Genomic DNA, 20,810 nt, shown 5'->3' with positions numbered 1-20,810 from the left:
CCGCAACGCATCGTCCCGCGCCTGGACGTTCTGTTCGAGAATGAAGACACGGGCGTAGCCGATCAGGTGCCCGGCGCTGCTGCTTGACTCCATCCCCACGCGGTGCAGGCCGGGTGGGTTTCGGGCCAGCGTTTCGGGCCGTCGCGGCTCGGCGTGTCGAGCCGGCGGCGACAGTGGCCCGGAACCGGTCCCTTACGGTCCTCGCTTGGGTCTCAGGATCCGTGACCGCTGTCCCTGCCGGCGCGGGTCGGCTCCCTCAGAATCTCAGAGCAGAACGACTCGAAGAGGTAGGGATGGGCCCGCGCTTAGCGCCAGCGCCCACGGATCAGTAGGATCACAGAGATTCCGCGTTGCCCACACTCAATGGCGGACTCTTTCGTCTTGCCAGAAAGGTGTGCCCTTGTCGCGTCTATCGGAGCTACTGCGAACGCTGGAGCAACTCGACCCAAAGCTGGCAAAGGACCTCGACGACGAGATCCGCCCGCTCCAGAAACGCCTTCCCTTCGGTCTGAACTTTGAGCGGCACGCTCCAGAAGCGGTCGAGCTGGCAGGCCACCGCATCCGCAAAGGCAACAAAGTCCGGGTTCTCCCTCCCCGGGGCTCAACCGACCGCGGCGACCAGCGGCTCTGGCACGTCGACTCCCTCAGCGGCGGCATCGCGGAGGTCTCAACGCCGAACAGTGAGGGCCGCACGACGCAGTCCGTGCCGGTCGAAGACCTGATCCTGGTTGCTGAGTTCCGCGACCACATCTACCCCGGCCTCCGGCCTGGCGGCTCTGTTGAACGAGGCGCTGATAAGCCGTTCCATACCGTGATCAACGGCGAGAACTTCCACGTGCTTGAGCTGCTCACGTTTACACATGAGCACTCGGTGGATGCGATTTACATCGACCCGCCGTACAACACGGGCTCCCGAGACTGGAAGTACAACAACGACTACGTCGAAGGCGACGACCTCTACCGGCACTCGAAGTGGCTGGCGTTCATGGAACGTCGACTCAAGCTCGCAAAAAGATTGCTTAAGCCGGACAACTCCGTCTTGATCGTCACGATCGACGAGAAGGAATACCTGCGTCTAGGCCTGCTACTGGGTCAGGTATTTGACAACGCACGCATTCAGATGGCGAGTATCGTCATAAATGGCCAGGGTTCCGCTCGACAAATGCAAATGTCGAGGGTTGACGAATATGCTTACTTCGTCTACTTGGGTGAAGCAAAACCTACAGCAGTGGCGGTAGAGACACTCCAGTCAGATGATAGTCAGTCACAAGTTGGGGCTGAGCGAATCTGGTTTCCGTTGATCAGAGGTGGCAAATCAGGGGTAAGGGCAAAATCTAACGACAGCTTCTTCCCCATCTATGTGGACGACGATACTGGCCGCATTAGAGATGTCGGCTACCCCTTACCGCCACTCGAACACCCCGATGATTCTGTGCCCCCTCCCGATGGTTGCGTGTCAATCTGGCCCATCAGCAGAGGAGGCATCGAAGGCCGGTGGCAGATGAGCCGTGCCGAGTTTATCTCGCGCCTTGAAAAGGGCTACATCCGAGTCGGCGGCAAGGGAAAAAACGGTCGATGGCCGATTACATACGTGCGAGCCGGCACGATCGCACGAATTGAGTCGGGTGAGGTCGTAGTACAGGGTAGGGACGACCGTGGCGCTCTCATTCTCGCGAACGATCCGGACAATCCGAGGGGCCGAACCCCCAAGACGGTTTGGTACCGGAAGTCACACAACGCTGGTACATACGGCACTGACCTCCTCAACTCCCTAACTCCTGGAAGAGATTTCCCTTTTCCGAAATCGCTGTACGCCGTCGAAGACGCGCTTCGCTTTTTCGTTTCAGACAAGCCCAACGCTGTTGTACTCGACTTCTTCTCTGGCTCGGGAACGACAGCGCACGCGGTAATGCGCCTGAATAAGCAGGACGGCGGCAGCCGTCAGTGCATTTCGGTAACGAACAACGAGGTCTCGGCCGAGGAACACGCGAAGCTGCGCAGGCAGGGGCTGCGCCCGGGAGATCCTGAATGGGAGCAGTGGGGTATCTGCGACTACATCACGAAGCCTCGCATCCGCGCTGCCATCACCGGTCTCACCCCTGAGGGCGAGCCGATCAAGGGCGAGTACAAGTTCATTGACGAGTTCCCGATGTCCGATGGCTTCGAGGAGAATGCAGCGTTCTTCACCTTGAGCTACGAGTCACCGTGGATGATCGAGGCGGACAAGGCGTTCGCAGCCATCGCGCCGATGCTCTGGTTGCGTGCCGGTGCTGTCGGAGAGCGGATCGACTCACTTGAGGGCGGCTGGGCTGTTGCTGATAGCTACGGCGTCCTCAAGGACTTGGACCTTGCCAGCGATTTTATCGCCGAACTCCAGCGCCGACAGGGTATCCGTATCGCCTATGTGGTGACCGACGACGACGGGCGTTATCAGCAGGTCGCGAGCGAGATCCCCGGCATCGAGACGGTGCGCCTGTACGAGGACTACCTACGCAACTGCGAAAGCACCGGTGACATCTGATGCGTTTCACTCTGAAGGACTACCAGGCCGATGCCGTCGGCGACACTCTGCGCGAGCTCTCCTCAGCGCGGGACTTTTACCGCAGCGCGAGCAAGCGCGTCTCGTCGGTGGCATTGACCGCGACGACCGGCGCGGGCAAGACGGTCATGGCTGCTGCCGTGATCGAGGCGATGTTCTGGGGTAGTGATGACTTCGACGTCGTGCCCGATGAGGGTGCCGTGGTGCTGTGGTTCAGCGACGACCCTTCCCTGAACCAGCAGACCCGTCACAGGCTTGAGCAGGCCTCGGATCGCTTGCGGAACAGACTTGTGACAGTGGAGCACCCCTTCCGATATCCGAAGTTGTTGCCGGGGCACGTGTACTTCCTGAACACCTCGAAGCTCTCACGAAATAGCCTGCTGGTTCGTGGGCACGACGACTCGAACACCCTCGATGGCATCCAGTGGCCTGCAGACACTGTGCCGTTCACCTTCTGGGACACGCTTCAGAACACGATCGAAGACGACGATCTCACGCTCTACATGGTCTTGGATGAGGCGCACCGCGGCATGGGCAAACGCCCCTCAGACACCCCGACGATCGTCAAGCGCCTCATCAACGGCCACAGCAATATTCCTCCTGTTCCGATCGTGTGGGGTATCTCCGCGACCGTGCAGCGCTTCGAAGCGGCCATGACAGAAGCGGAGGTCCAGTCGAACCGTGTGCACCTCGGCACGGTGCAGGTAGATCCTGTGCGCATTCAGGAGTCAGGCCTCCTGAAGGACGACATCGTCCTGGACTTCCCGGCGGAGACCGGCGACTTCAACACCGTGCTGCTACGCCGCGGCGTGCGCAAGGTGAAGGCCCTCTCCGAGGCCTGGACTAGCTACGCCGCTGAGCAGAAGGCCGTTGGGCAGGACTTAGAGCCGATCAAGCCGCTGATGGTGCTCCAGGTCCCGAACAAGCCTGCTGCCGATGAGGTCGCCTCGGCCATCGACGTGATCCGAAACGAGTGGCCAGAGCTGGAAGCAGACGCGATCGCCCATGTCTTCGGCGAACACACTGCCCAGACATTTGGGATGCACACCGTCCCGTACATCTCACCGGAGCGAGTGCAGGACGCCTCATACATTCGAGTGTTGCTCGCCAAGGACGCGATCAGCACTGGATGGGACTGCCCCCGCGCGGAGGTAATGGTGTCCTTCCGCCCGGCAAAGGACGAAACCCACATCACCCAGTTGCTCGGGCGGATGATCCGCACTCCCCTCGCCCGACGTATTGAGGGTGATGACCTGCTCAACAGCGTCGAGTGCATCTTGCCCAAATTCAGCAAGGCGACAGCCAGTCTGGTGCTAGAAAAGATCATGGGTAACGACCTCGCGGGAAGCGGCGACACCGGCCAGCGAGTACTCGTCAACCCAAAGCTCATGACACCCAACGGTGCCGTTGCTGACGAGGTCTGGGAGCTGTTCCAGTCGCTTCCCGCGGAGACGTTGCCGCGCAAGCACGCCAACCCCATCAAGCGGGTCACCTCGCTCGCTCACGCCCTCGCTGCGGACAGCCTTGTGCCGGACGCCGGGAAGCTCGCCCACGAGCGCCTACACGGCGTGCTGGACGGACTGACCGCTCAGTATGCGAAAGACCTCGCGAAGGCCAGCAAAGACGTACTCACGGTCGCCGGTGGCACCGTGCGAGGGCAGGCACGCCACGGCATGCGGCAGGACGAGTCCTGGACCGAGGCTGCAGACGACCGTGCGGTCCAAGACTCCTACCGCAGCGGCGCGCGCACGATCACGCCCGACGTGGCTCGCAGCTACGTCGAGCACCTCACTGCCGACGCAGACAACGAGGACGACTACCGCGAAGCGTATGTCCGCGTCGCTGCCCTCGCGATGCTGACGCAGACACGTGCGAAGCTCGACGAAGAGGCCGACGAGATATCGAAGGAGTGGCTCGACGAGCACCGCGTCGCGATCAAGGAACTGCCCGAATCACGTCAAAGCCTCTACGCAGAGATCACCGCGATGAGCACGGACCCACAGCTGATCTCCATGGCGCTGCCGAAGAACCGCCAGGAGGAGACCAAGCGCGTTCTCGGCGACAGCGATCAGCTCCTCGAACGTCGAGCCCTCCACCTCCTCTCCGACGAAGAGGGCATGTTCCCTATCGGCAAGCTAAACCCCGACGAGATCGAGGTACTCGACACGGAGATGGCCAGGCCCAACGCACTTGCCTGGTACCGCAACCCAACGGGCGGGCGCGACTCAATGAGCATCGCCTACCGCGACTCTCACGGCGAGTGGCGCACACTGCGCCCGGATTTCCTGTTCTTCGTTGACACTGAACAAGGGGTGCGCGCGAGCATCGTCGACCCACACGGGCACTGGCTGCCGGACGCGGCCTGGAAGCTGCACGGCATGGCACGGTTCGCCGAGGTATACGGGGATCGATTCCACAGGATCGAGGCGATCAGCCGTATCGACGGAAAGCTACGAGTGCTCGACTTCAAACTCCCAGACGTGCGCTCCAAGGTGCTCGACCATTCCGATGCGAGGTTCGCCTATGACGCTGCGGCCGTGGACTACTGAACCTGCTTAGGAATCGGCGAAGTCCCACCTCGCCCCCTGGGCTTTGCCGGCTGGGGGCAGTTCGTGTGATCTTGCATGCGAAGCCGCGTGTCCCCGTGTGAGGGGTGAGCGGGCAGACTCCAAGCATCAGCGCCAACTGGCAACCTTTACAGCACAAGGGCGACAGTTTGAGGTGAACTGTCGCCCTTGTGCTGTAAAGCCCTCGTGCTGCGGGTGTCGGCTTAGTGCAGCTCGTGGGGCCGCAGGTCCGGCGCGGTGGGGTCTTCGGGAGAGCCGGCCGCGATCCAGGCTTGGTGCTGGCGGCGTAGCTCGTCGTTCGTCGGGGCCACGGCGGCCCAGGCGTCTTCGGTCTCTTCTTGGTGGGTGCGGTAGCCGTTGGTGAAGCCGATGGCGTGGCCGTCCTTGTAGCCGGCTTCGTAGCCGTGCTTGGTGGCGTCGTGGCCGGCTGCTTGGCCCATCTGGTAGCCGCGGATCTCGGCCTCCACGGTGGCTTCGATGACGAGCTGCAGGACACGGGGGTCGGCCATGAGGGTCGCGCGTTCGGTGTCGGTAAGTTCCAGCATGGTCCGTTCCTTTCCGTGTGGTGGTGCTCGAGGTGTGCCGGTTAGGCGGTTTCTTCGGCTTCGAGGCGTCGGGTCCAGGCGCCGAGGAGGAAGTCGGTGAAGGTGAGTCCGTAGAGCTTCATCTGGTCTTCGATGTTGGCCAGGAGGGAGAGCGGGACGGAGATCTCGATGCCGACGTTTGTGGCCGGCCGCAGGGAGGCCCTGCGCGTCACCGGGTCGTAGGCCCCGCTGATGACGTTCTCCATGCTCTGCAGCAGGTAGTCGGTCAGCGACTGCCCTGCTGCTTTGGCCTTGGCCTTCATGTCGTTCTTGATGCCGACGTCGACCACGATCTGCTTGCGCTTGGTGGGCTCGCCGTCGTACTTGGGGGGTCGGCCGACAGGGCGGGTGGTCATGAGGTGAACCTTTCTAGGTGGCGGCAGCGCGGTGGGCGATGACGCGTTCGATGTTGGCCGGATCCAGGCCGGACCAGTGATCGTCGTCGGTGACGACAACGACGGGGGCTTGCATGTAGCCGAGCTCTTCGGTGATGTACTCGAGGCCAGCTTGGTTGGCCGGATCGGTGATGTCGATGAACTCAAACTCCACGCCGGCAGCACTGAATGCTCGCTTGGTCTGCTTGCAGCCAAAGCACATGGCGTCCGGCTTGCCGTAGATGGTGATCATTGCCCGTTCTCCTTTGGTGCTGTGGGAGGCCCTTGTGGGTTCGCCCCTCCCTTGCTGATACCCATAATTTTACCCTGATAGCATGAGGGTGTCGAGGTTTTTCCCTGATCTCTTGTGGAGTATTTCTGACGGCCCGACCGCACAGCTCCCCCGCGTGAGTGCGCGGAATGAGGCGGGCCGCCGGCCCCTTTCGGGACTCTGGGAGGGCACTCGAAGTAGATCGCAGCAGCACGCCTCTCCGCACCTCATCCCGTCGCTCGTCCCAAGCCAAAGAAACCCGGCCGCCCACCAGTGGTGGACGGCCGGGTGATCAGGCCGGCCCGGCTCGAGCTCACGCGTGTGCGCGCAGCGCGACACGGGGGTGCCCGAGGGGCGCGCAGCCCCTCGGGCCGGCCACAGGCCGGCGGCTGAGCCACTGGTCAAGCCTGGCCCGAGGGGCGGGCTACTGGGGATGGTCTTGGGGCCAGCATGCGGGGTGGGCGCCGGTGCGGATCAGCTCGCGCTCTTCCGGCTCGGCGTCCGGCCACACGTTCTGAATGAGCTCCCCACCCTGCCAGCGGTGATAGTCGTCCGCATCCACCATGACGCGGGTGCCCTCGTTGCAGAACATGCAGCGCTGCAGGATGGAGACGGTGTTTCGCTCGTCCTTGATGGTGATCATGATGGGCTTGTCCTTCCTTTGGGTTTGACCCGTCGAGGCCCAGGTACTGGGTTCGCCCCTCGGTCGGGTTGAGGAGGGGAGGGGCCGGGGCCCCTCCCCCTGGTGTTGTCTGCCTAGAGGTGGTTCGGGTCCACCTTGGCGTGGACCTCGCTGCGTCCGTCCTCGCGCTCAATCACGATGAAGTGAGCGCGGGACTGGTGGCGCATACCGCGTTGGTGGGCCTGGAAGTCGCCGGAGACAAGGATGTTGTTGTCCGGGAACCACCCGAGCCGGCCGTAGCCCTCGGGCCGGTCGCTCTCAACGCGCTCCTGCTGCTGAAGCCAGCACTCTTCGAACTCGGCCGCGCTCAGATCGGGACGAGCCTCGCGCTCGGCCTGGACGCGGGCGGCGGCTTCCTTGATGCGAGGGGTGAAATCCATGACGGTCACGGGATTCTCTCTTTCCTTTGGTGTTGTCGGGAGGCCCTTGCGGGTTCGCCCCTCCCTTGCTGACACTCATAATTTTACCCTGGTCGGGTCAGGGTGTCGAGGTTTTTCCCTGGTTCTTTGTGGAGTATTTCTGACGGCCCGTCCGCACGGCTCCCCCGCGTGAGTTCGCGGAATGAGGCGGGGCGTAGCCCCTTTTCGGGACTCTGGGAGGGCACTCGAAGTAGATCGCAGCGGCACGCCTCTCCGCACCTCATCCCGTCGTGTGTCCAAAGCCCAAAAAACCCGACCCCACCAATGGTGGGCAGTCGGGTGGTCAAGTCGGCCCGGCGCGAGCTCACGCGTGTGCGCGCAGCGCGACGCGGGGGTGCCCGAGGGGCGCGCAGCCCCTCGGGCCGGCCGGAGGCTGGCGACGCGGCCACGCGCGGAGGTTGGCTGCGCCGGTAGGGGGTGTGGGTGCGATTCCGCGGAGCGGGAGCACCCCCGGCCACCGTGGTTTGCGGAGGCCGGGGGTGCTTACCTGCTAGGCCGTCGGGCGGGTTTTCATCCACTCGGGGATGACGCCGGTGTTGACGAACTCAAGCAGCAGGCGGCAGAGCCGGTTCTCGGGGTCGGCCTCGCGGCCAGCCTCGAGTTCCTTTCCGGCCTGGGTGCCGTGTCCCTGCGCCCATTCGATCCAGCCGAGCAGGGCCCGGGCGTTGGCGGCCCACACCGGCGGCAGGTAGGCGCCGATTTCCAGGAGCAGGGCGCTCATGGCGTCGCGGTGGCGCAGGTTCGGGCCGATGGCGGCCTTGCCGAGCAGTGCCGCTTCGCACGCGGCCATGTCCAGCAGGTCGATGCCGTCGAACAGGGCGACGACGAGCATGTCACGCAGGGCCGGAGTGCCCAGCGCGGCAGCCACGTGCGCCCACTCGACCCCGCTGGTGGGGTGCTCGCCCGAATCGATGGCCTTGCCCCAGTGGCCCATGATCGCGGCCGCGCGGGCCGGGTCGGTGACGTGCTCGCCGGGGGTGAAGCCTTCCTGTGCGAGCGCCTGGTCGAACTCGGCCACCTGGGCCGGTGCCCACCCTCCGGCCCAGGCGTGAGCCGTGGCGGTGGGAAGGGTGGCCGCGTGGGCGGCGATCGCCTCGGAGTCGATGGGCTTCGGTGCCCGGTCGACGCGCAGTTCGTAGGCGGTGCCGGTGGGCATGACGGCCCAGCCGATCACGGCGGTACCGACGGCCTGCAGCTCGCGCCAGAAGGCGACAACCTGCGCCAGGCGGGTGCCCTCGGGCGGGTAGATGCCCACCGCGATCTGGTTGAATCCGGCATCCTGCAAGATGCCAGCGGTCCACGCGGTCAGTACGCCGGTGTTCATCTCAGCGGTGAAGTCGTGCCGCGCGGTGGCCGCCCAGCCGCCTTCATCCAGAAGGCCGATGACGAGGCTGTTCTCCGGGCGGAAGCCCAGGGAGTCGCCGACGTGGGCGATAACGCCCGTGAGGTTTCGAATCGTGCTCATGATGAGCCCTTTCCTTTGGTGTTGTCGGGAGGCCCTTGCGGGTTCGCCCCTCCCTTGCTGACACTCATAATTTTACCCTGATAGAGTCAGGGTGTCGAGGTTTTCCCCTGGTTCTTTGTGGAGTATTTCTGACGCCCCGTCCGCACGGCTCCCCCGCGTGAGTGCGCGGAATGAGGCGGGCCGAAGGCCCCTTTCGGGACTCCGGGAGGGCACTCAAAGTAGATCGGCGCGTGGGTCTCCCCGCACCTCATCCCGTCGCTCGTCCAAAGCCAAAGAAACCCGACCCCCACCAGTGGTGGGCAGTCGGGTGATCAGGCCGGCCCGACTCGAGCTCACGCGCGTGCGCGCAGCGCGACACGCTAGGGCTGTAGGTGCTGGCGGTTCGCCAGGCGGTGAGGGCGCTGGGGGTGAGTGTGTCCACGGTCCCCGCTCACATGAGTGGCGGTCGCGGGTGTCCTAAGCGTGGGGGCGGTGGTCACACACCTGGTGGGTCCCGCTGTCCACGTGTGGGAGGGTCCGCCCCGGGCGAAGCACGGAGCCGTCCACGGGTGGGCAGGGGGCCAGTCTCAGGAGGCTTGTGCTGCCGGTTCTTCGGTGTACCAGCGTCCGGTGACTTGGTCGCGGATCGCTTCGATGGTGCGCAGCTCGCCGCGCGTACCGAGCTGGACCTGTAGGCGCCAGACTTCGGTGTCCACGAGGCCGGCACGCGCGCCCTTTGCTGCGCGGGACTCCTCGGCCCACCACGCCCGGCGCTTGTAGTAGCGCACGGGGCGCGCGGCGACGCGCCAAGTGTGACCCCGCCAGATCAGGCGCAGCGGTTGGCCGGCGGGGGTGGTGGTGACGGTAAGGGAATCGGCAGGCACGCATCCCAGTTTCCCGCGCTCCCCCGACACGTCGACGGCCGGGACGCAGTCGGGTTCAAAGGCCGGCACAGCTCGAGCTCACGCGTGTTCGCGCAGCGCCGGGAAAGGGTGAGGCCCCGCCGGGGCGAATCCGGCGGGGCCTCTGTGTCTCACCAAAGGAAGGAGAGAAGTGCACCCCGAGGGGTGCGGGTCTATGTTCTCATGCGGCGCCGGCGGCTACCATGCGAGGTCGATGCGGTGCCGGAGGAAGGAGAGCAGCACTCCCCCGGCGACCCAGCCGAGCGCCGAGACGAGGCCTGTGTTCAGCCAGGTGCCGATAGCCACGACGATGCAGATCACTGCGCCCCATCCGAAGAGCTGCAGGACGATCCACCGCAAGGTGTTGACCGGATGGAACAGAAGTCCCAGCAAGACGTTGACCACTAGGACAACGGCCAGCACCGCGAGAGTAATCACGATCGGCACGGTGCCATCCTTCCTGTCAGGACATCAGCTCGTCAGGCCCAGCGAGCTACGCAGCTCTGCTTCGCTCGAGCCCTCCAGCTCGTTCCGATGCTTTTCCAAGAGCAGGTCGACCGCAAGACGAAGCAGGGTGTTGTCGGTGATTCGTTCATCCTTGCGCTGGCGAGCGGCCTGCAGCTGCAGCGTCAGTTCTCCGAGGGCGGTGATCTGGTCGGCGCGGAGGCGGGCCGTCTTGGGCAGAAAGGCGGTGTACCGAGGTTCCGCCTTAATTTCCGAACTAGCGACCTTCGGAATTTCAGAAGTTCGTGACGTCGGAATTTCCGAAGTTTGAATAGTATCGGCGGGGACGCCGGGCGCCACCGCCTGGCCCTTCAGCATTGCTCCCAGGTCTCGCTTGACCATTGCCTACCCCTTACTTTGCCCAGATGGTCAGGAGCTCGCTGTGCAGCTTCCTGAAGTCCTCCACGGCGCGCATGGATGCGCGACCCGTGTACTGCGTCACGACTTCGCCCGCCAGTGGTGCGAAGGTGTGAACCTTGTATGTCCTCAGTGTAGTAGTGAAGTGCGGAATTTCATAAGTTCGCAACATCTCAAGTGCATCGTCTGCATCCTGCTGCACGCGCGGATCAACCTTGTTGACGAGCACGCGGTAAGGGACGCCGGCCGGGACCACAAGCTTCTCCACCGTGCGCATGAGTGGCTTCACGGACAGCGGCCCGGGCTCCATCGGCAGGATCGCGAAATCGCTCTGGGACAGCACGGCGGCCAAAACGTCGCCGGCTTCCATTGAGCCGGGCGTATCTACGAGAACAACGTCATAGGGCAGCTGGCGCAGCTGTGCGAGCTCCGCAGGGCTGGTTGATCCGGTGATGTCGAAGGGGAGGGATTCGCCTGCGCTGTCTGCCCAGTCGCCGGAGCTGGTGGCCTGGGGGTCGACGTCGGCAACGAGCACGCTCATCCCTGCTTCCTGGAGCACCGCGGCAAGGTTCATGAGGACGGTGCTCTTGCCGACGCCGCCCTTCTGGTTCAAAACAGTGATGACACGCATCTCTACTCCTGGGGTGTGAAGATCTCAACTCTGGAAGTTCACAACTAAGGTACATCGACACTTCCGAACTTGACAAGTCTCAAGTTATGAACTTCGGAACTTAATGCTTTGAGCGGCGAGCTGCTAGATCCTCCCGGATCCGTGCAGCCCAGCTCGAGGCCACTGGCGCCAAAGCCTCACGGGTTGCCTCCGCGCCGGCGCGGCGGGCGAGGTAGGCGCGGTGCTGGGCGTGGAGTCTGGCCGCTTCGGCGCTGATGCGTTGGTCGGGGCTTCGCATGACCTCGCCGGCGGCCGTGATCCAGCAGGCGAGGCGGTAGCGGAGTACTTCGCGCAGCACACGTTGGTGGTCTACGGGGGTTTGGTCCTGGCGAGCCTCGGGGAGAGGACCCCAATGTTCGCGGCCGGTGCGTGGGTCGGGGGAGGGGCGGTGGTTGAGTGCGTGGTGGAGGTCGGCCACGGTGTAGCCGGCGTCGAGGTGATGACGCATGAGCGACCGGAGGTCGCGCAGCGAGAGCACCCGGAGGGCGGGATTGAGATTCCGCAGAGTGGAAAGCCCGGCCAGGCGGCTTCCGTCAGAAGCCATCGTTCGATGACGTTCCCACGTGAGTTCTTGCCGATCTGCGGGTAGGTGAGGCTGCGCGGCGCTTGCGCCGCGCCTGGATGAGTCAGGGCCGCGAAGCGGCTCCACATCTTGGTTTTTTTCCTCGCGCGCGTGTGAGGTTCCTTCAACTTGAGTAGGTGAGAACCGCTTCGCGGGAGGGGTATTTTTTTCTTCCACAGCCAGGCGGGCTGCGCCTTCACGGCGGGCGACTGCTTCGGCGTGTGCCGGTAGCACCGGAAGAGCTCGGAGGCCGCGGCCGGCGGGGCGGCAGAGGACGTAGACGGCGGCCTCGTTGCAGCGCTGGCCATCGGCGTCTTTGGCGGCGTGGTCGGCCTGGCGACCGGAGGCAACAATGCCGATCAGGCCCCAGGCACGCAGCTGACGCAGTGCAGTGGCCACGGCGTTGCGGGAGCGGCCGGTGCGCTCCTGCAACACGGCCCACGTGGGCCTGGTGGTCATGGTGTCGAAGTCGGCGCAGCGCATCAGCACCCAGAGCACGCGGGCGAGGGTCAGGCGGCGGTCTTTACGGGCCAGCTGGTAGCCGGGCAGCTCGAGGAGCGCACGCCAGGTCTGCAGGGTGTGGTCGACGGCAAGGGAACCCGGAGGAATCGCTGAGACGACGTTCTTGCGGGAGGTCTCACGCAGGCGTGAGACGCGCCGGCGGTGGGAGCCATCGAACGTGGGGGCGCCGTAGCCCGTGGGCCGGCCTAGAGGCTTCGCCAGGCCACTGGTGCAGGCGCGGCCTCCGCACGAAGCATGGCGGCTACCTGCACACGTTCCAGCAGTGCGCTGTTCGACGGCGGGGGAGAGGGGCGGTGTGAAGTTGCTGTCAACACGCCCCCCTGATGTTGCGTCAGGCAACACCAGCGGTATGCTGGGCACAACAAAGTCCTCCTTCGGAGGGTGTAGTTGATGGACCCAATCACCTCGTGGTCGCCAAACTCTGAGGGTGATTCGGTTCCGAGACTTTTACAGAGCCCCGCTTCGGCGGGGCTCTTCTCGTTCTAGGCGCTCTTGGCGTGAGCCTCCTCGAACAGCGTGGACTTGTGTGAGCTCTGTGCCTCACGGAGGGCCCGGGAGGCGTAGTCGATGACGAGCCCCGAGAGCTGGTCAGTCACGTCAACGTTGGTCAGGCGCTTGATCTCCATGAGCTGCTCGTGCACCTCACGGGGTACGCGGACAGCCACAGGCTTGCGATCGCCCTTTGACGGTCTAGGCATGGTTCCTCCTGATGGTTCCTGGAACAGGTTCGCACGTTAACGGTTTCCGTAACGGGATCTGGTGCGGCGTGTCTACTCCCGTTCTTGCATCCATCGGGCAACGGTGCTTGGGCTGAGCCCAAGATGTTCTGCCACTTTCTTCCGTGACACCCCGCGGTCCTCGATCATGTACTCCACGAGCTCACGGAGGCCGCTTTGTAGCTGTTGGCTTGCCTCCTGTACGCGTGATGCCGTGTCCAGAAGAACCTGGGGGACTGGCTCGTTGAGCACGCGCGCTTCCACCGCGTCCAGCCCTTCTAGAAGATCGCGGGCGCCATCAAAGGCCGCGTTTAGCCGCTCCATCACGCTGCGGGCTTCTGTCCGGCGCGACCCAACTTGTTGCTCATCATGCATTCCCCAATCATGGCGACCTGCTCCAACCAGTTTGCCATGCACCTATGCATGATGCAAAGGAAGAACATATAATGCATACTCTAGTGGCGCTCGTACGGCTGAGGCGGACACGCCTGAGAGTGCGCCGAGAGTGCGGACGGTGATGAGTTCTTTTAGTGGGAAAACGCGAAAGGCCCCCACCCGGACAGGGGTGGGGGCCTTCGACGCGCGTCCCCCTGGGAGAAGGAACGCTGTGGTGTGCGGTGAGAGCGACCGGTGGGGGAACCGAACGTTCGATCGGCCGCACCCCGCAAACGTAACGGTGTTGTCTTTGTATGTCGAGGACCGTTGTGGGCGTGGTGTCGGGATATGGGAAGAGGCCCACCGGTTTGTGCTCCCGCGGTGGGCCTCTTCTGACGTTTCGCGCAAGCCTCAGGGCTGCGCGTTCGTCTCCGCGGAGGATCCCCCGATCTCCTCGGGACTCAGCCCCCATGAGCTAAGCCAGGCCACACCCTACCCAGAGCGTCCGACATTGCTCGAATCGGGCTCAGGGTTTGAGGGTGACGCCGTGGGCTTGCAGGAAGGGGATGGGGGAGATGGGGGTCTTGTCGCGCCAGACTTCGAAGTGCAGGTGGTAGCCGGTGGAGTTGCCGTTGGTGCCGACGTTGGCGATGTGGTCGCCGGCTTTGACTTGGTCTCCGACTTTGGCGATGAGTCCGTCGGCGAACATGTGCACGTAGAGCGTGCTGATGCGTTGGCCGTTCTCGTCGCCGTGGTCGATCTGGATCTGGCAGGGGGAGCGGCCTGCGGCCAGGTCGGAGCAGCTGGATCGGGTGACCTTGCCGTCTGCTGTGGCATAGATCGGCGTGTTCTTGGGGGCGGAGAAGTCCTCGCCCATGTGCAGGTATCCGGCCCTGGGGGCTCCGAAGCCCGAGGGGGTGCCGGTGTAGGTCTTCACTGGCTGCACCCAACCCTGGGCGGAGACGGTGCCGTAGAAGCCTCCGGTGTTGGTGGCGCAGGAGCCCGGCACGGGGTTGGTGCCGGCGTCGGTGGCATCGGTGACGGTGACGGTGACGCCGGCGAGGGCGAGGGCGTCGATGATTTTCTCTGCTGTCCTCTGGTGCTTGTTGTAGGCGTCGGGAAACGCGGAGATCTGTACGGCCTGGGCGACCTGGCCGTAGGCCTTGTGTTCCCAGTCGGGGATCTTCTTCATGCGTTGCATGAAGGTGGCTGCGGAGTAGGAGGGGTTCATGATCTGCTCGACGGTGCCCCAGCCGGCGGAGGGGCGTTGTTGGTACAGGCCGATGGAGTCCCAGTCCGAGCCGACGGCTTCGTGGGGGTACTTCATGGATTCCATGGCCACGGTGCGGGCCTTGGCCCACGCCGCCGCGCTGAGCACGCTCGAGGTGGCGGGCCGGATGAAGGAGCCGTCGTTGGCGTGATTGAGCAGGGTCGATTCCTGCATGGCGGTCATCAGCGCGATGACCGCGCCCTTGCGGCCCACGCCGGCCTTGGAGGCTTCGTTGATGATGATGGCCGCGTTGCGCAGCTGTTTGGCCCCGTATGTGCCAACGTTCTGCACGGGCAGGGCGGAGACGTTCACGGTGCCGATGGTGGCGCCGGCCCCGCACTGATCCGCCGCTTGAGCGGCGGGGGTGGTGGGGTTATCCAGCAGGACGGGGATGGCCAGCACCCCGCCGAGGGCGAGGACGGCGGCGGTGGCGATCGCGGCAGGCTTCTTCATGATCTGCGCCCGTTCTTAGGCCGGATCGATCTTGTAGACCAGCAGCTTCGTGTAGTCGTCGTTGTACTGCAGCTTGATCGTCAGGGCCCCGCCTTCGACCTGGACGGGTACGTCGATGAACATCGGGTGGGCTTTGTCCTGGACCGGGGCGCCGACCTTGGTGACGGCTCCGTAGGGCATGGATTCGTTGGAGGCCGTGGAGTACAGCGCCTGGGCGTCTTGGGTGAGGAAGCCGGCGAGGTTCTGTCGCCAGATCTGCGCCGAGACCTTCGTATCCACGAACGCCGCCGCGGCCCGGTGGGCGATGTCGGCCGCACGCTCCTGCTCGGCCTTGTTCCAAGCCGGTGTGCTCACGGGGGTGGGGGAGCCGGTGGGGCCTTCCAGGCCGAGGTCGGAGCCCTCGTCGTGATGCAGAGACGGCACCGCCGCGCCCGAGGTGGACGCGGCGGAGGATGCTGGCTGGCTGGTGCTGGCGGAGCAAGCACCCAGCAGCAGCGGCAGCACCAGGGCTGCCGCCGAGGCGGTGAGTGCGTTCTTAGATGTCCTCGGAGTCGGGTTCATCGTCGTGGTCTTTCGCTCGTGTTCGGGAGTTGTGTGTCCCTGCGAGGTATTCGTGCAGCTCCGACTTGGCCACGATCCAGCGTTGGCCGGTGGGCTGGTACCCGGGAAGGGTGCCTTCCTTCAGCCTCACGCGTGTGGCGGCCGGGTCGATGCGCAGGATCTCGGAGACCTCGGGGACGTTCAGGAAGTTCGGGTAGGGCTCAAGGATTTCGTCGAGGATCTCGTCGACGCTTCGGCTCGGAGCGGCATCCCCCGTGAGAGTGCCGTTGGTGGTGTTGCGGGTGGAGCGCAGGTAGTCGATGAGTTCGCTCTTGGCCATGGCCCAGCGCAGGCCGATCGGTTGGAATCCCGGCAGCAGTCCGTCGCGGAGGCGGTTGCGGATCGCATCAACGTCATTGCGCAGCACCTCCGAGATCTCGTGGATCGACAAGAAGGCCGGGTAGCCCTCAAGCATCTTTTCAAGCCCGTCCATGTGGAACTCCGTTGCCTTGGGGGAAGCGTCAGCCCCAAACCCTACTCTGACACCGTTCTTCCATCATCTGTGCCCTGCCCCTACCAATCAGAATAGTGTTAGAGTTGAATCAGAGCAAGCTTACACTGTCATGTAACTAGCTCAAAGAATTTGTAAACCCGAGGGGGGTTTCGATGACTAGTTGGCCCGGCATGGAGCGACCACAGGATGCTCTTGTGCAATCTCTAGACCCGAACGCAAAGAAAAAGCAGGCGGCGGACGAACAGGCCGACGCGACTGCCTACCCGGCCGTGGGCTACGGTGCAGCACCTTCTGGGGGCTTCACCGTTCCGCGCGAGCGCGCGCGCGAGGTACAGCCCACCGCCCCCGCACCTGCCCCGGCCCCTGAGCCGCAGAGTCTGGCTGAGCGCATGGAGGCGCTGCAGGCGCCGGTCCCTGTGGGGAAGCCGTTGCCGGCACAGGAGGGGTGGCGCGCTGGGCTCTCAAAGCTGACGGGCGGGTTGATCAAGCTTGCCCCGGGCAAGGTGGAGGCCGCGAGCCGTGAGCACGTGTCCACGATTCAGCGGGTGTTCCCGCGGCCGGTGACGATCATGGTCGCCAACCCTGGCGGGGGAGAGGGCAAGTCGCCCACGGCCCTGGCCCTGGGCGCGACGTTCGGCACGCGCAGCGAGCACGCCGTGCTGGCGTGGGATAACAACGAGACCATGGGCACCCTCGCGGCCCTGGCCCAGTCCGATGGTTCCACGCGAACCGTGACGGATCTGCTCGAGGCGTTGGACTCGCTCTCACACGCGGGTGTGCGTGCAGGGGACGTGCGGGCCTTCACCCGTCACCAGGGCAACAGCCGCTTCTCAGTGCTGGCCTCGCACCACGACCCGGCGCGGATGCAGATGATCACGCGGGAGAACTTCTCCTCGATCCTGGAGACCGTGCAGCGGTTCTGGAACCTCACGATCCTGGACACGGGCAACAACACCATCGCCCCGAACTGGCTGGCCGCCCTGGACGTGGCCGATCAGCTCGTGATCCCCATGCACCTCACCGGCAAGGGACAGCGCTCCGTGCTGCAGATGATCCAGCAGCTCGACACCCTCACCGCCACTACCGGAAATCTGCGTTACCGCGAGCTCTACGAACGAGCCGTGGTCGTCCTGGTCCCGGGGCGAACCGGCGATGCGAAGGCAGCGCGGGTGATGCGCGGCCAGCTCGTGCAGATCTTCGGCCCCTCTGCGACGTTCATTGATGCGCCGTTCGAGCCGCAGCTCGCCTCCGGCTCCACCGTGGACTGGGCCCAAGCCCGCCCTGTGACGGTACGCGCCTACGAGAAGATCGCCGCCGCCGTCGCTGACGGGGCGAACACCTGGGCCAAAACCCACCCCTAACCCTCCTCACCTCAGACAACTGCCTGAGGGTGAAACCCAAGCACCTCGCGGGTGGGCATCCGCGCGGAAGACCCAAGAAAGAGAAACCACCATGATCACCACCCTCGCCATGAAGGCCGAACTGGCCCTTGGCACCATCCCTGTCCTGGCCGACAAGGTCGACAACCCCCTCAAGGGCGTCACCCCGAAGCTCGACGTCTTCGGAGTGAAGTTCACCAACGCAATCTCCCTGATCCTCGGCGGCGCCTGGGCGCTGGCCCTGGTCGTGGCCGTGTTCTTCATGATCAAGAACGGCGCCTCCTGGGCCGCCGCACGCCAGCGCGGCATGAGCGATGACATGGAAGACGGCGCCACCGGCCTGAAGCGCTCCGCCCTGGCCTTCGCCCTGATCGCCGCGCTTGGTGTGATCGTCGGTGCCATCCTCAACGTGATCGGGATGCTCTGATGCGCCGGCGCTGGTGGATCATGGGCGCCGGCCTGATCGTGGTCATCGTCGCAGCCGTCATCCTCACCGTGGTCCTGAACCGCCCCGAGAACACGGCCGGCCCCGAGACCTCGTCCACCGGCGCCGCAACGACAGGCAAATACGGCTTCCCCGTCTCACCCATCCGCGTGGGTGAAGGCGGGCGCGAGCTCGCGCCCGACGGTAAGACTCGCGTCGGCTACGGCCCCTCCTGCCAAGAAGCCGCCCAAGCCGCCCTGAACTACTACTCCTTCGGCCGCTCCGCGGAGAAGCCGGACATGGACGCGCTCACCAAGACCGCACCCATGATCTATGCAACCCAAGACGACGTGACGAGCAAGCTGTACTTCGTCTCGACCGTGATCGGAGAAGCCGCCCCCGGTGCCCTGCAAGTGAACGTTGCAGCACCTGGACTGTTCAATATCGCCAAGTGCACTGAGGGGCAAAGTGCCTTGGTGGTCCTGGCCGTTTCCTCAACCGACACCCGTCCCTCAACCAACATTGCTGAGACACGCATGACTGCTGTGCAGGTGAACTATGTCGATGGCACCTGGAAGGAGACGTACCCGGATTTTTACGAGTTCGACACTGGCCAGGAGGTGTCACAACCTGCGTCGGAGGGATTCGTGAAGATCACCCCGGAGGTGATCAACCGGCTCTTCACCTCCGATGAGGGCAAGCCGCTTTCGCGCGACGGTTGGTTCGAGGTCTCCAATGCTCAGTAAGAAGCTCAGCTGGCGCACGGCGCTGAATGTCCTGATGGCCGCCTTGGTGGCCTTCTTGGTCGTGGCCACGCCGGTGGCTCCGGCCTCGGCGGCGGATAACCCGCCCTCGGGGATGAACGCGGATCAGTGGAAGCGCTGGAACAGCCTCGACGCGGCCGGCAAGGCCAAGGTCCGCGACGAAGCGATCATCGAAGACGCCAAGAAGAAATGCGAGAAAGCAGATTTCAGAGATCAGTTGGGGGTGAAGGATCGGTGTGAGGAGGTCGTGCGTGCTGGCCTGACGAAGGCCTACGAGAACGTCGATGAGTTCATCCAGGGCAAGGTCCCGGACACGAAGATCTGCCTGGCGATCGCGCAGGGCTCCCCGAGTGAGTCATTCGCCAAGGGCTGCGCGAACCAGGTGCTCGCCGGCATGAAGAAGGCCAACGACGCCACCCTGATGGCCGCGTTCGCGATTCTGGGCAAGGTCACGGGGGTGAGCAACGCCATCGACGTGGCCAAGTTCATCGCGGACCCCAAGACCGCCCTGGATAACCTGGCCAATGACTTCAAGACGCAGTCAGTGGAGGGCACCAAGCAGGTGCTCACCTCCCTGACCTCCGTCACTGGTCTGGATGCGAACTCGAAGGAGTTCCGCAGCGTGTGGGGTGCGTTCGCTGGCATCGGCGTGGTGGTCATGACCTTCATGATGCTGTTGCTCTTCAAGCGCTACGGCGAGGGGAAGGTCTCTGACGATTCCTTTGGCACCTCGATGATGTACTACCTGCCTGGCGGGTTCCTCCTGGCGATCTTCGGCCCGGGCCTGATGGGCCTGGCGCAGAAGTGGTCGTCCGGCCTGACGGATGGGGCCTCAGGCTGGGCTGCTGGGGCGATCAACAACTTCGTCTCCGTGATCGCTGGCTTCGGTGCCATGCAGTCCACCGATTGGTTCGGGTCCGTGCTGGCCGTGATCCTCTTCGGCATTCTGCTGCTGGGAGCCTTTGGCCTGCTGGTGTTCTTGCTGCTGAGCCCGTTCTTCATGGGCTTCGCCGGCCTGGCCGTGGCGATCCTGTGGGGCCTGGCCCTGGTGCCGAGCCTGCGCCCGCGCCTGGCGAAGATCGGCTCGGTGGTCGTGGTCATGATCTTCATGAAGCCCATCGTGTTCGTCCTGCTCGGCGGGGCGTTCTCGCTCCTGGCCGCCACCCCTGCGTTCAAGACCGGCACCGATGACGTGCTGGTCAACGTCGGCTCCCTGGCCGCCACCGGGATCATCTTGCTGATGCTGGCCCTTTCCCCGGCATTGCTGTTCAAGTTCATGCCGGTCCTGGACGCCGACGACGTCCCCTCCGGCACCGGCGGGGCCGTGCTGGCCGGTGGTGTGGCAGGCGCGGTGACCGGCGGCGCGGGCAAGGCGTTCAGCACCCTGCAGCAGAACGGGCGCGCGCGACGTCGCGCGGCCGCCGACTCCCACGGCGGCGGCGCCGGTACCCAGGGCGGCGGCCAGTCCTTCAACGCTCCGGGCTCTGGCTCGGCGGGTTCGGGCACGCAGGCCGGTTGGGGCGGCGGGTCCGGGGCGGGCTCCACTGCCGCTGGTGGCGCCTCGTCCGCGAGCCCAGCCACCGGCACCGCCGGGGCCGGTGCGCGGCAGCGCCGCGGTGGCGCGGCCTGGACCAACGCCGGCGGCTCAGTCAGTAAGCAGGGCACGGGAGCTTCTGCCGGGGAGCCTGGTGCTACCCCGGGCAGCACCACTTCCATTGGCGGTTCTGCGGCCCCTGGCGCTCGTTCTGGTGGCCGCCGCGCCGCTTTGAACGCCGGCCCCGGCGGGGGTGGTTCTTCGGCGTTGGCGACGGCTGCAGGTGCGACTGGTGGGGCGATCAAGTCGGGTCTGGTGGGGGCGCTGTGGGCTGGGCGTGAAAGCGCCCGCGCGGCCCGCCGCGCGGCTAGTGATTATGGGCAGATGCCCACTTCGTGGGGGAACTTCAAGGGCGCCCCCGCTTCGAAGGAACAGGAGTAGGGG

22 protein-coding genes are annotated in these 20,810 nt (G+C 64.7%); 6 read left to right on the top strand and 16 right to left on the bottom strand.

Translation table 11 applies throughout. The annotated features are described in order from the left end of the window. Nucleotides 1–400 precede the first annotated feature (400 nt). Together DWB68_RS13335 and DWB68_RS13330 are read left to right on the top strand one after the other, a co-directional pair. Entirely contained in the window at nt 401–2,521 is a 2,121-nt protein-coding gene (locus DWB68_RS13335) for a site-specific DNA-methyltransferase (protein ID WP_119425628.1), read from the top strand. Further along, complete coding sequence (locus DWB68_RS13330; protein ID WP_119425612.1) at nt 2,521–5,088, top strand: DEAD/DEAH box helicase; 2,568 nt, start codon at nt 2,521–2,523, stop codon at nt 5,086–5,088. Before DWB68_RS13335 ends, DWB68_RS13330 begins: the two co-directional genes overlap by 1 nt. Before the next feature lie 221 nt (nt 5,089–5,309). Here the strand turns inward: DWB68_RS13330 and DWB68_RS13325 are convergent, their stop codons facing one another. From DWB68_RS13325 to DWB68_RS13255, 16 genes are all read right to left on the bottom strand, one after another. After that, a complete protein-coding gene (locus DWB68_RS13325; RefSeq protein ID WP_119425611.1) occupies nt 5,310–5,651 on the bottom strand; it encodes a hypothetical protein in 342 nt (113 codons plus the stop codon). Nucleotides 5,652–5,692: 41 nt separating this feature from the next. Beyond that, nucleotides 5,693–6,046, bottom strand: a complete 354-nt coding sequence (locus DWB68_RS13320) for a hypothetical protein (RefSeq protein ID WP_119425610.1) — start codon at nt 6,044–6,046, stop codon at nt 5,693–5,695. A gap of 13 nt (nt 6,047–6,059) precedes the next feature. Beyond that, nucleotides 6,060–6,317, bottom strand: a complete 258-nt coding sequence (locus DWB68_RS13315) for a glutaredoxin family protein (RefSeq protein WP_119425609.1) — start codon at nt 6,315–6,317, stop codon at nt 6,060–6,062. Between the two features lie 442 nt (nt 6,318–6,759). Then, nucleotides 6,760–6,978: a hypothetical protein gene (locus DWB68_RS13310; protein WP_119425608.1), complete on the bottom strand. Its 219-nt coding sequence runs from the start codon at nt 6,976–6,978 to the stop codon at nt 6,760–6,762. A 113-nt stretch (nt 6,979–7,091) separates the two neighbouring features. Continuing rightward, complete coding sequence (locus DWB68_RS13305; protein ID WP_147391686.1) at nt 7,092–7,397, bottom strand: hypothetical protein; 306 nt, start codon at nt 7,395–7,397, stop codon at nt 7,092–7,094. A gap of 529 nt (nt 7,398–7,926) precedes the next feature. Next, a complete protein-coding gene (locus DWB68_RS13300; protein WP_119425606.1) occupies nt 7,927–8,901 on the bottom strand; it encodes a DUF4192 family protein in 975 nt (324 codons plus the stop codon). A gap of 566 nt (nt 8,902–9,467) precedes the next feature. Beyond that, complete coding sequence (locus DWB68_RS13295; RefSeq protein WP_119425627.1) at nt 9,468–9,764, bottom strand: hypothetical protein; 297 nt, start codon at nt 9,762–9,764, stop codon at nt 9,468–9,470. Between the two features lie 216 nt (nt 9,765–9,980). Beyond that, the gene (locus tag DWB68_RS13290; RefSeq protein WP_119425605.1) at nt 9,981–10,229 is read right to left on the bottom strand and encodes a hypothetical protein; all 249 of its coding nucleotides are present in this window, start codon (nt 10,227–10,229) and stop codon (nt 9,981–9,983) included. Nucleotides 10,230–10,253: 24 nt separating this feature from the next. After that, nucleotides 10,254–10,628: a hypothetical protein gene (locus DWB68_RS16455; protein ID WP_199700459.1), complete on the bottom strand. Its 375-nt coding sequence runs from the start codon at nt 10,626–10,628 to the stop codon at nt 10,254–10,256. A gap of 10 nt (nt 10,629–10,638) precedes the next feature. Next, nucleotides 10,639–11,274 (bottom strand): ParA family protein, encoded by a 636-nt coding sequence (locus DWB68_RS13280; RefSeq protein ID WP_119425604.1) that lies wholly within the window; start codon nt 11,272–11,274, stop codon nt 10,639–10,641. A 100-nt stretch (nt 11,275–11,374) separates the two neighbouring features. Further along, a complete protein-coding gene (locus tag DWB68_RS16035) occupies nt 11,375–12,373 on the bottom strand; it encodes a hypothetical protein (RefSeq protein WP_147391685.1) in 999 nt (332 codons plus the stop codon). 506 nt (nt 12,374–12,879) lie between these two features. Next, nucleotides 12,880–13,095, bottom strand: coding sequence for a hypothetical protein (locus tag DWB68_RS16030; RefSeq protein WP_147391684.1), 216 nt, complete (start codon nt 13,093–13,095; stop codon nt 12,880–12,882). Nucleotides 13,096–13,167: 72 nt separating this feature from the next. Then, a complete protein-coding gene (locus DWB68_RS13270; RefSeq protein WP_147391683.1) occupies nt 13,168–13,530 on the bottom strand; it encodes a helix-turn-helix domain-containing protein in 363 nt (120 codons plus the stop codon). Between the two features lie 484 nt (nt 13,531–14,014). Further along, on the bottom strand, nt 14,015–15,211 hold the full coding sequence (locus tag DWB68_RS13265) for a M23 family metallopeptidase (RefSeq protein ID WP_119425601.1): 1,197 nt from the start codon (nt 15,209–15,211) through the stop codon (nt 14,015–14,017). Between the two features lie 15 nt (nt 15,212–15,226). Further along, on the bottom strand, nt 15,227–15,772 hold the full coding sequence (locus DWB68_RS13260; RefSeq protein WP_147391682.1) for a hypothetical protein: 546 nt from the start codon (nt 15,770–15,772) through the stop codon (nt 15,227–15,229). Continuing rightward, complete coding sequence (locus tag DWB68_RS13255) at nt 15,747–16,244, bottom strand: helix-turn-helix domain-containing protein (RefSeq protein WP_119425599.1); 498 nt, start codon at nt 16,242–16,244, stop codon at nt 15,747–15,749. The genes DWB68_RS13260 and DWB68_RS13255 overlap by 26 nt, the downstream gene beginning before the upstream one ends. 500 nt (nt 16,245–16,744) lie before the next feature. On the opposite strand from DWB68_RS13255, the gene DWB68_RS13250 reads away from it, so the two are divergent. The 4 genes from DWB68_RS13250 (at nt 16,745) to DWB68_RS13235 (ending at nt 20,807) form a co-directional block, all read left to right on the top strand. After that, complete coding sequence (locus DWB68_RS13250) at nt 16,745–17,626, top strand: MinD/ParA family ATP-binding protein (protein ID WP_147391681.1); 882 nt, start codon at nt 16,745–16,747, stop codon at nt 17,624–17,626. A 91-nt stretch (nt 17,627–17,717) separates the two neighbouring features. Beyond that, nucleotides 17,718–18,071, top strand: a complete 354-nt coding sequence (locus DWB68_RS13245; RefSeq protein WP_233548813.1) for a hypothetical protein — start codon at nt 17,718–17,720, stop codon at nt 18,069–18,071. Next, complete coding sequence (locus tag DWB68_RS13240; RefSeq protein ID WP_119425597.1) at nt 18,071–18,814, top strand: hypothetical protein; 744 nt, start codon at nt 18,071–18,073, stop codon at nt 18,812–18,814. The genes DWB68_RS13245 and DWB68_RS13240 overlap by 1 nt, the downstream gene beginning before the upstream one ends. After that, on the top strand, nt 18,804–20,807 hold the full coding sequence (locus tag DWB68_RS13235; protein WP_119425596.1) for a hypothetical protein: 2,004 nt from the start codon (nt 18,804–18,806) through the stop codon (nt 20,805–20,807). Before DWB68_RS13240 ends, DWB68_RS13235 begins: the two co-directional genes overlap by 11 nt. The last annotated feature ends 3 nt before the right edge of the window (nt 20,808–20,810 follow it).

This window comes from Galactobacter valiniphilus (assembly GCF_003575975.1).
In the GTDB taxonomy this organism is placed as follows: domain Bacteria; phylum Actinomycetota; class Actinomycetes; order Actinomycetales; family Micrococcaceae; genus Galactobacter; species Galactobacter valiniphilus.
The sequence above is the reverse complement of the archived record's forward strand: the minus strand, read 5'-3'. Positions and strand labels throughout refer to the sequence as shown.

What these genes read in the sequence shown, in the direction of transcription:
- DWB68_RS13315 (WP_119425609.1), bottom strand. Translation starts at nt 6,317, where the DNA reads ATGATCACCATCTACGGCAAGCCGGACGCCATGTGCTTTGGCTGCAAG.
- DWB68_RS13235 (WP_119425596.1), top strand. Translation starts at nt 18,804, where the DNA reads ATGCTCAGTAAGAAGCTCAGCTGGCGCACGGCGCTGAATGTCCTGATG.
- DWB68_RS13265 (WP_119425601.1), bottom strand. Translation starts at nt 15,211, where the DNA reads ATGAAGAAGCCTGCCGCGATCGCCACCGCCGCCGTCCTCGCCCTCGGC.
- DWB68_RS16455 (WP_199700459.1), bottom strand. Translation starts at nt 10,628, where the DNA reads ATGGTCAAGCGAGACCTGGGAGCAATGCTGAAGGGCCAGGCGGTGGCG.
- DWB68_RS13310 (WP_119425608.1), bottom strand. Translation starts at nt 6,978, where the DNA reads ATGATCACCATCAAGGACGAGCGAAACACCGTCTCCATCCTGCAGCGC.
- DWB68_RS13330 (WP_119425612.1), top strand. Translation starts at nt 2,521, where the DNA reads ATGCGTTTCACTCTGAAGGACTACCAGGCCGATGCCGTCGGCGACACT.
- DWB68_RS13300 (WP_119425606.1), bottom strand. Translation starts at nt 8,901, where the DNA reads ATGAGCACGATTCGAAACCTCACGGGCGTTATCGCCCACGTCGGCGAC.
- DWB68_RS13240 (WP_119425597.1), top strand. Translation starts at nt 18,071, where the DNA reads ATGCGCCGGCGCTGGTGGATCATGGGCGCCGGCCTGATCGTGGTCATC.
- DWB68_RS13280 (WP_119425604.1), bottom strand. Translation starts at nt 11,274, where the DNA reads ATGCGTGTCATCACTGTTTTGAACCAGAAGGGCGGCGTCGGCAAGAGC.
- DWB68_RS13325 (WP_119425611.1), bottom strand. Translation starts at nt 5,651, where the DNA reads ATGCTGGAACTTACCGACACCGAACGCGCGACCCTCATGGCCGACCCC.
- DWB68_RS13320 (WP_119425610.1), bottom strand. Translation starts at nt 6,046, where the DNA reads ATGACCACCCGCCCTGTCGGCCGACCCCCCAAGTACGACGGCGAGCCC.
- DWB68_RS13245 (WP_233548813.1), top strand. Translation starts at nt 17,718, where the DNA reads ATGATCACCACCCTCGCCATGAAGGCCGAACTGGCCCTTGGCACCATC.
- DWB68_RS13305 (WP_147391686.1), bottom strand. Translation starts at nt 7,397, where the DNA reads ATGGATTTCACCCCTCGCATCAAGGAAGCCGCCGCCCGCGTCCAGGCC.
- DWB68_RS13255 (WP_119425599.1), bottom strand. Translation starts at nt 16,244, where the DNA reads ATGGACGGGCTTGAAAAGATGCTTGAGGGCTACCCGGCCTTCTTGTCG.
- DWB68_RS13260 (WP_147391682.1), bottom strand. Translation starts at nt 15,772, where the DNA reads ATGAACCCGACTCCGAGGACATCTAAGAACGCACTCACCGCCTCGGCG.
- DWB68_RS16030 (WP_147391684.1), bottom strand. Translation starts at nt 13,095, where the DNA reads ATGCCTAGACCGTCAAAGGGCGATCGCAAGCCTGTGGCTGTCCGCGTA.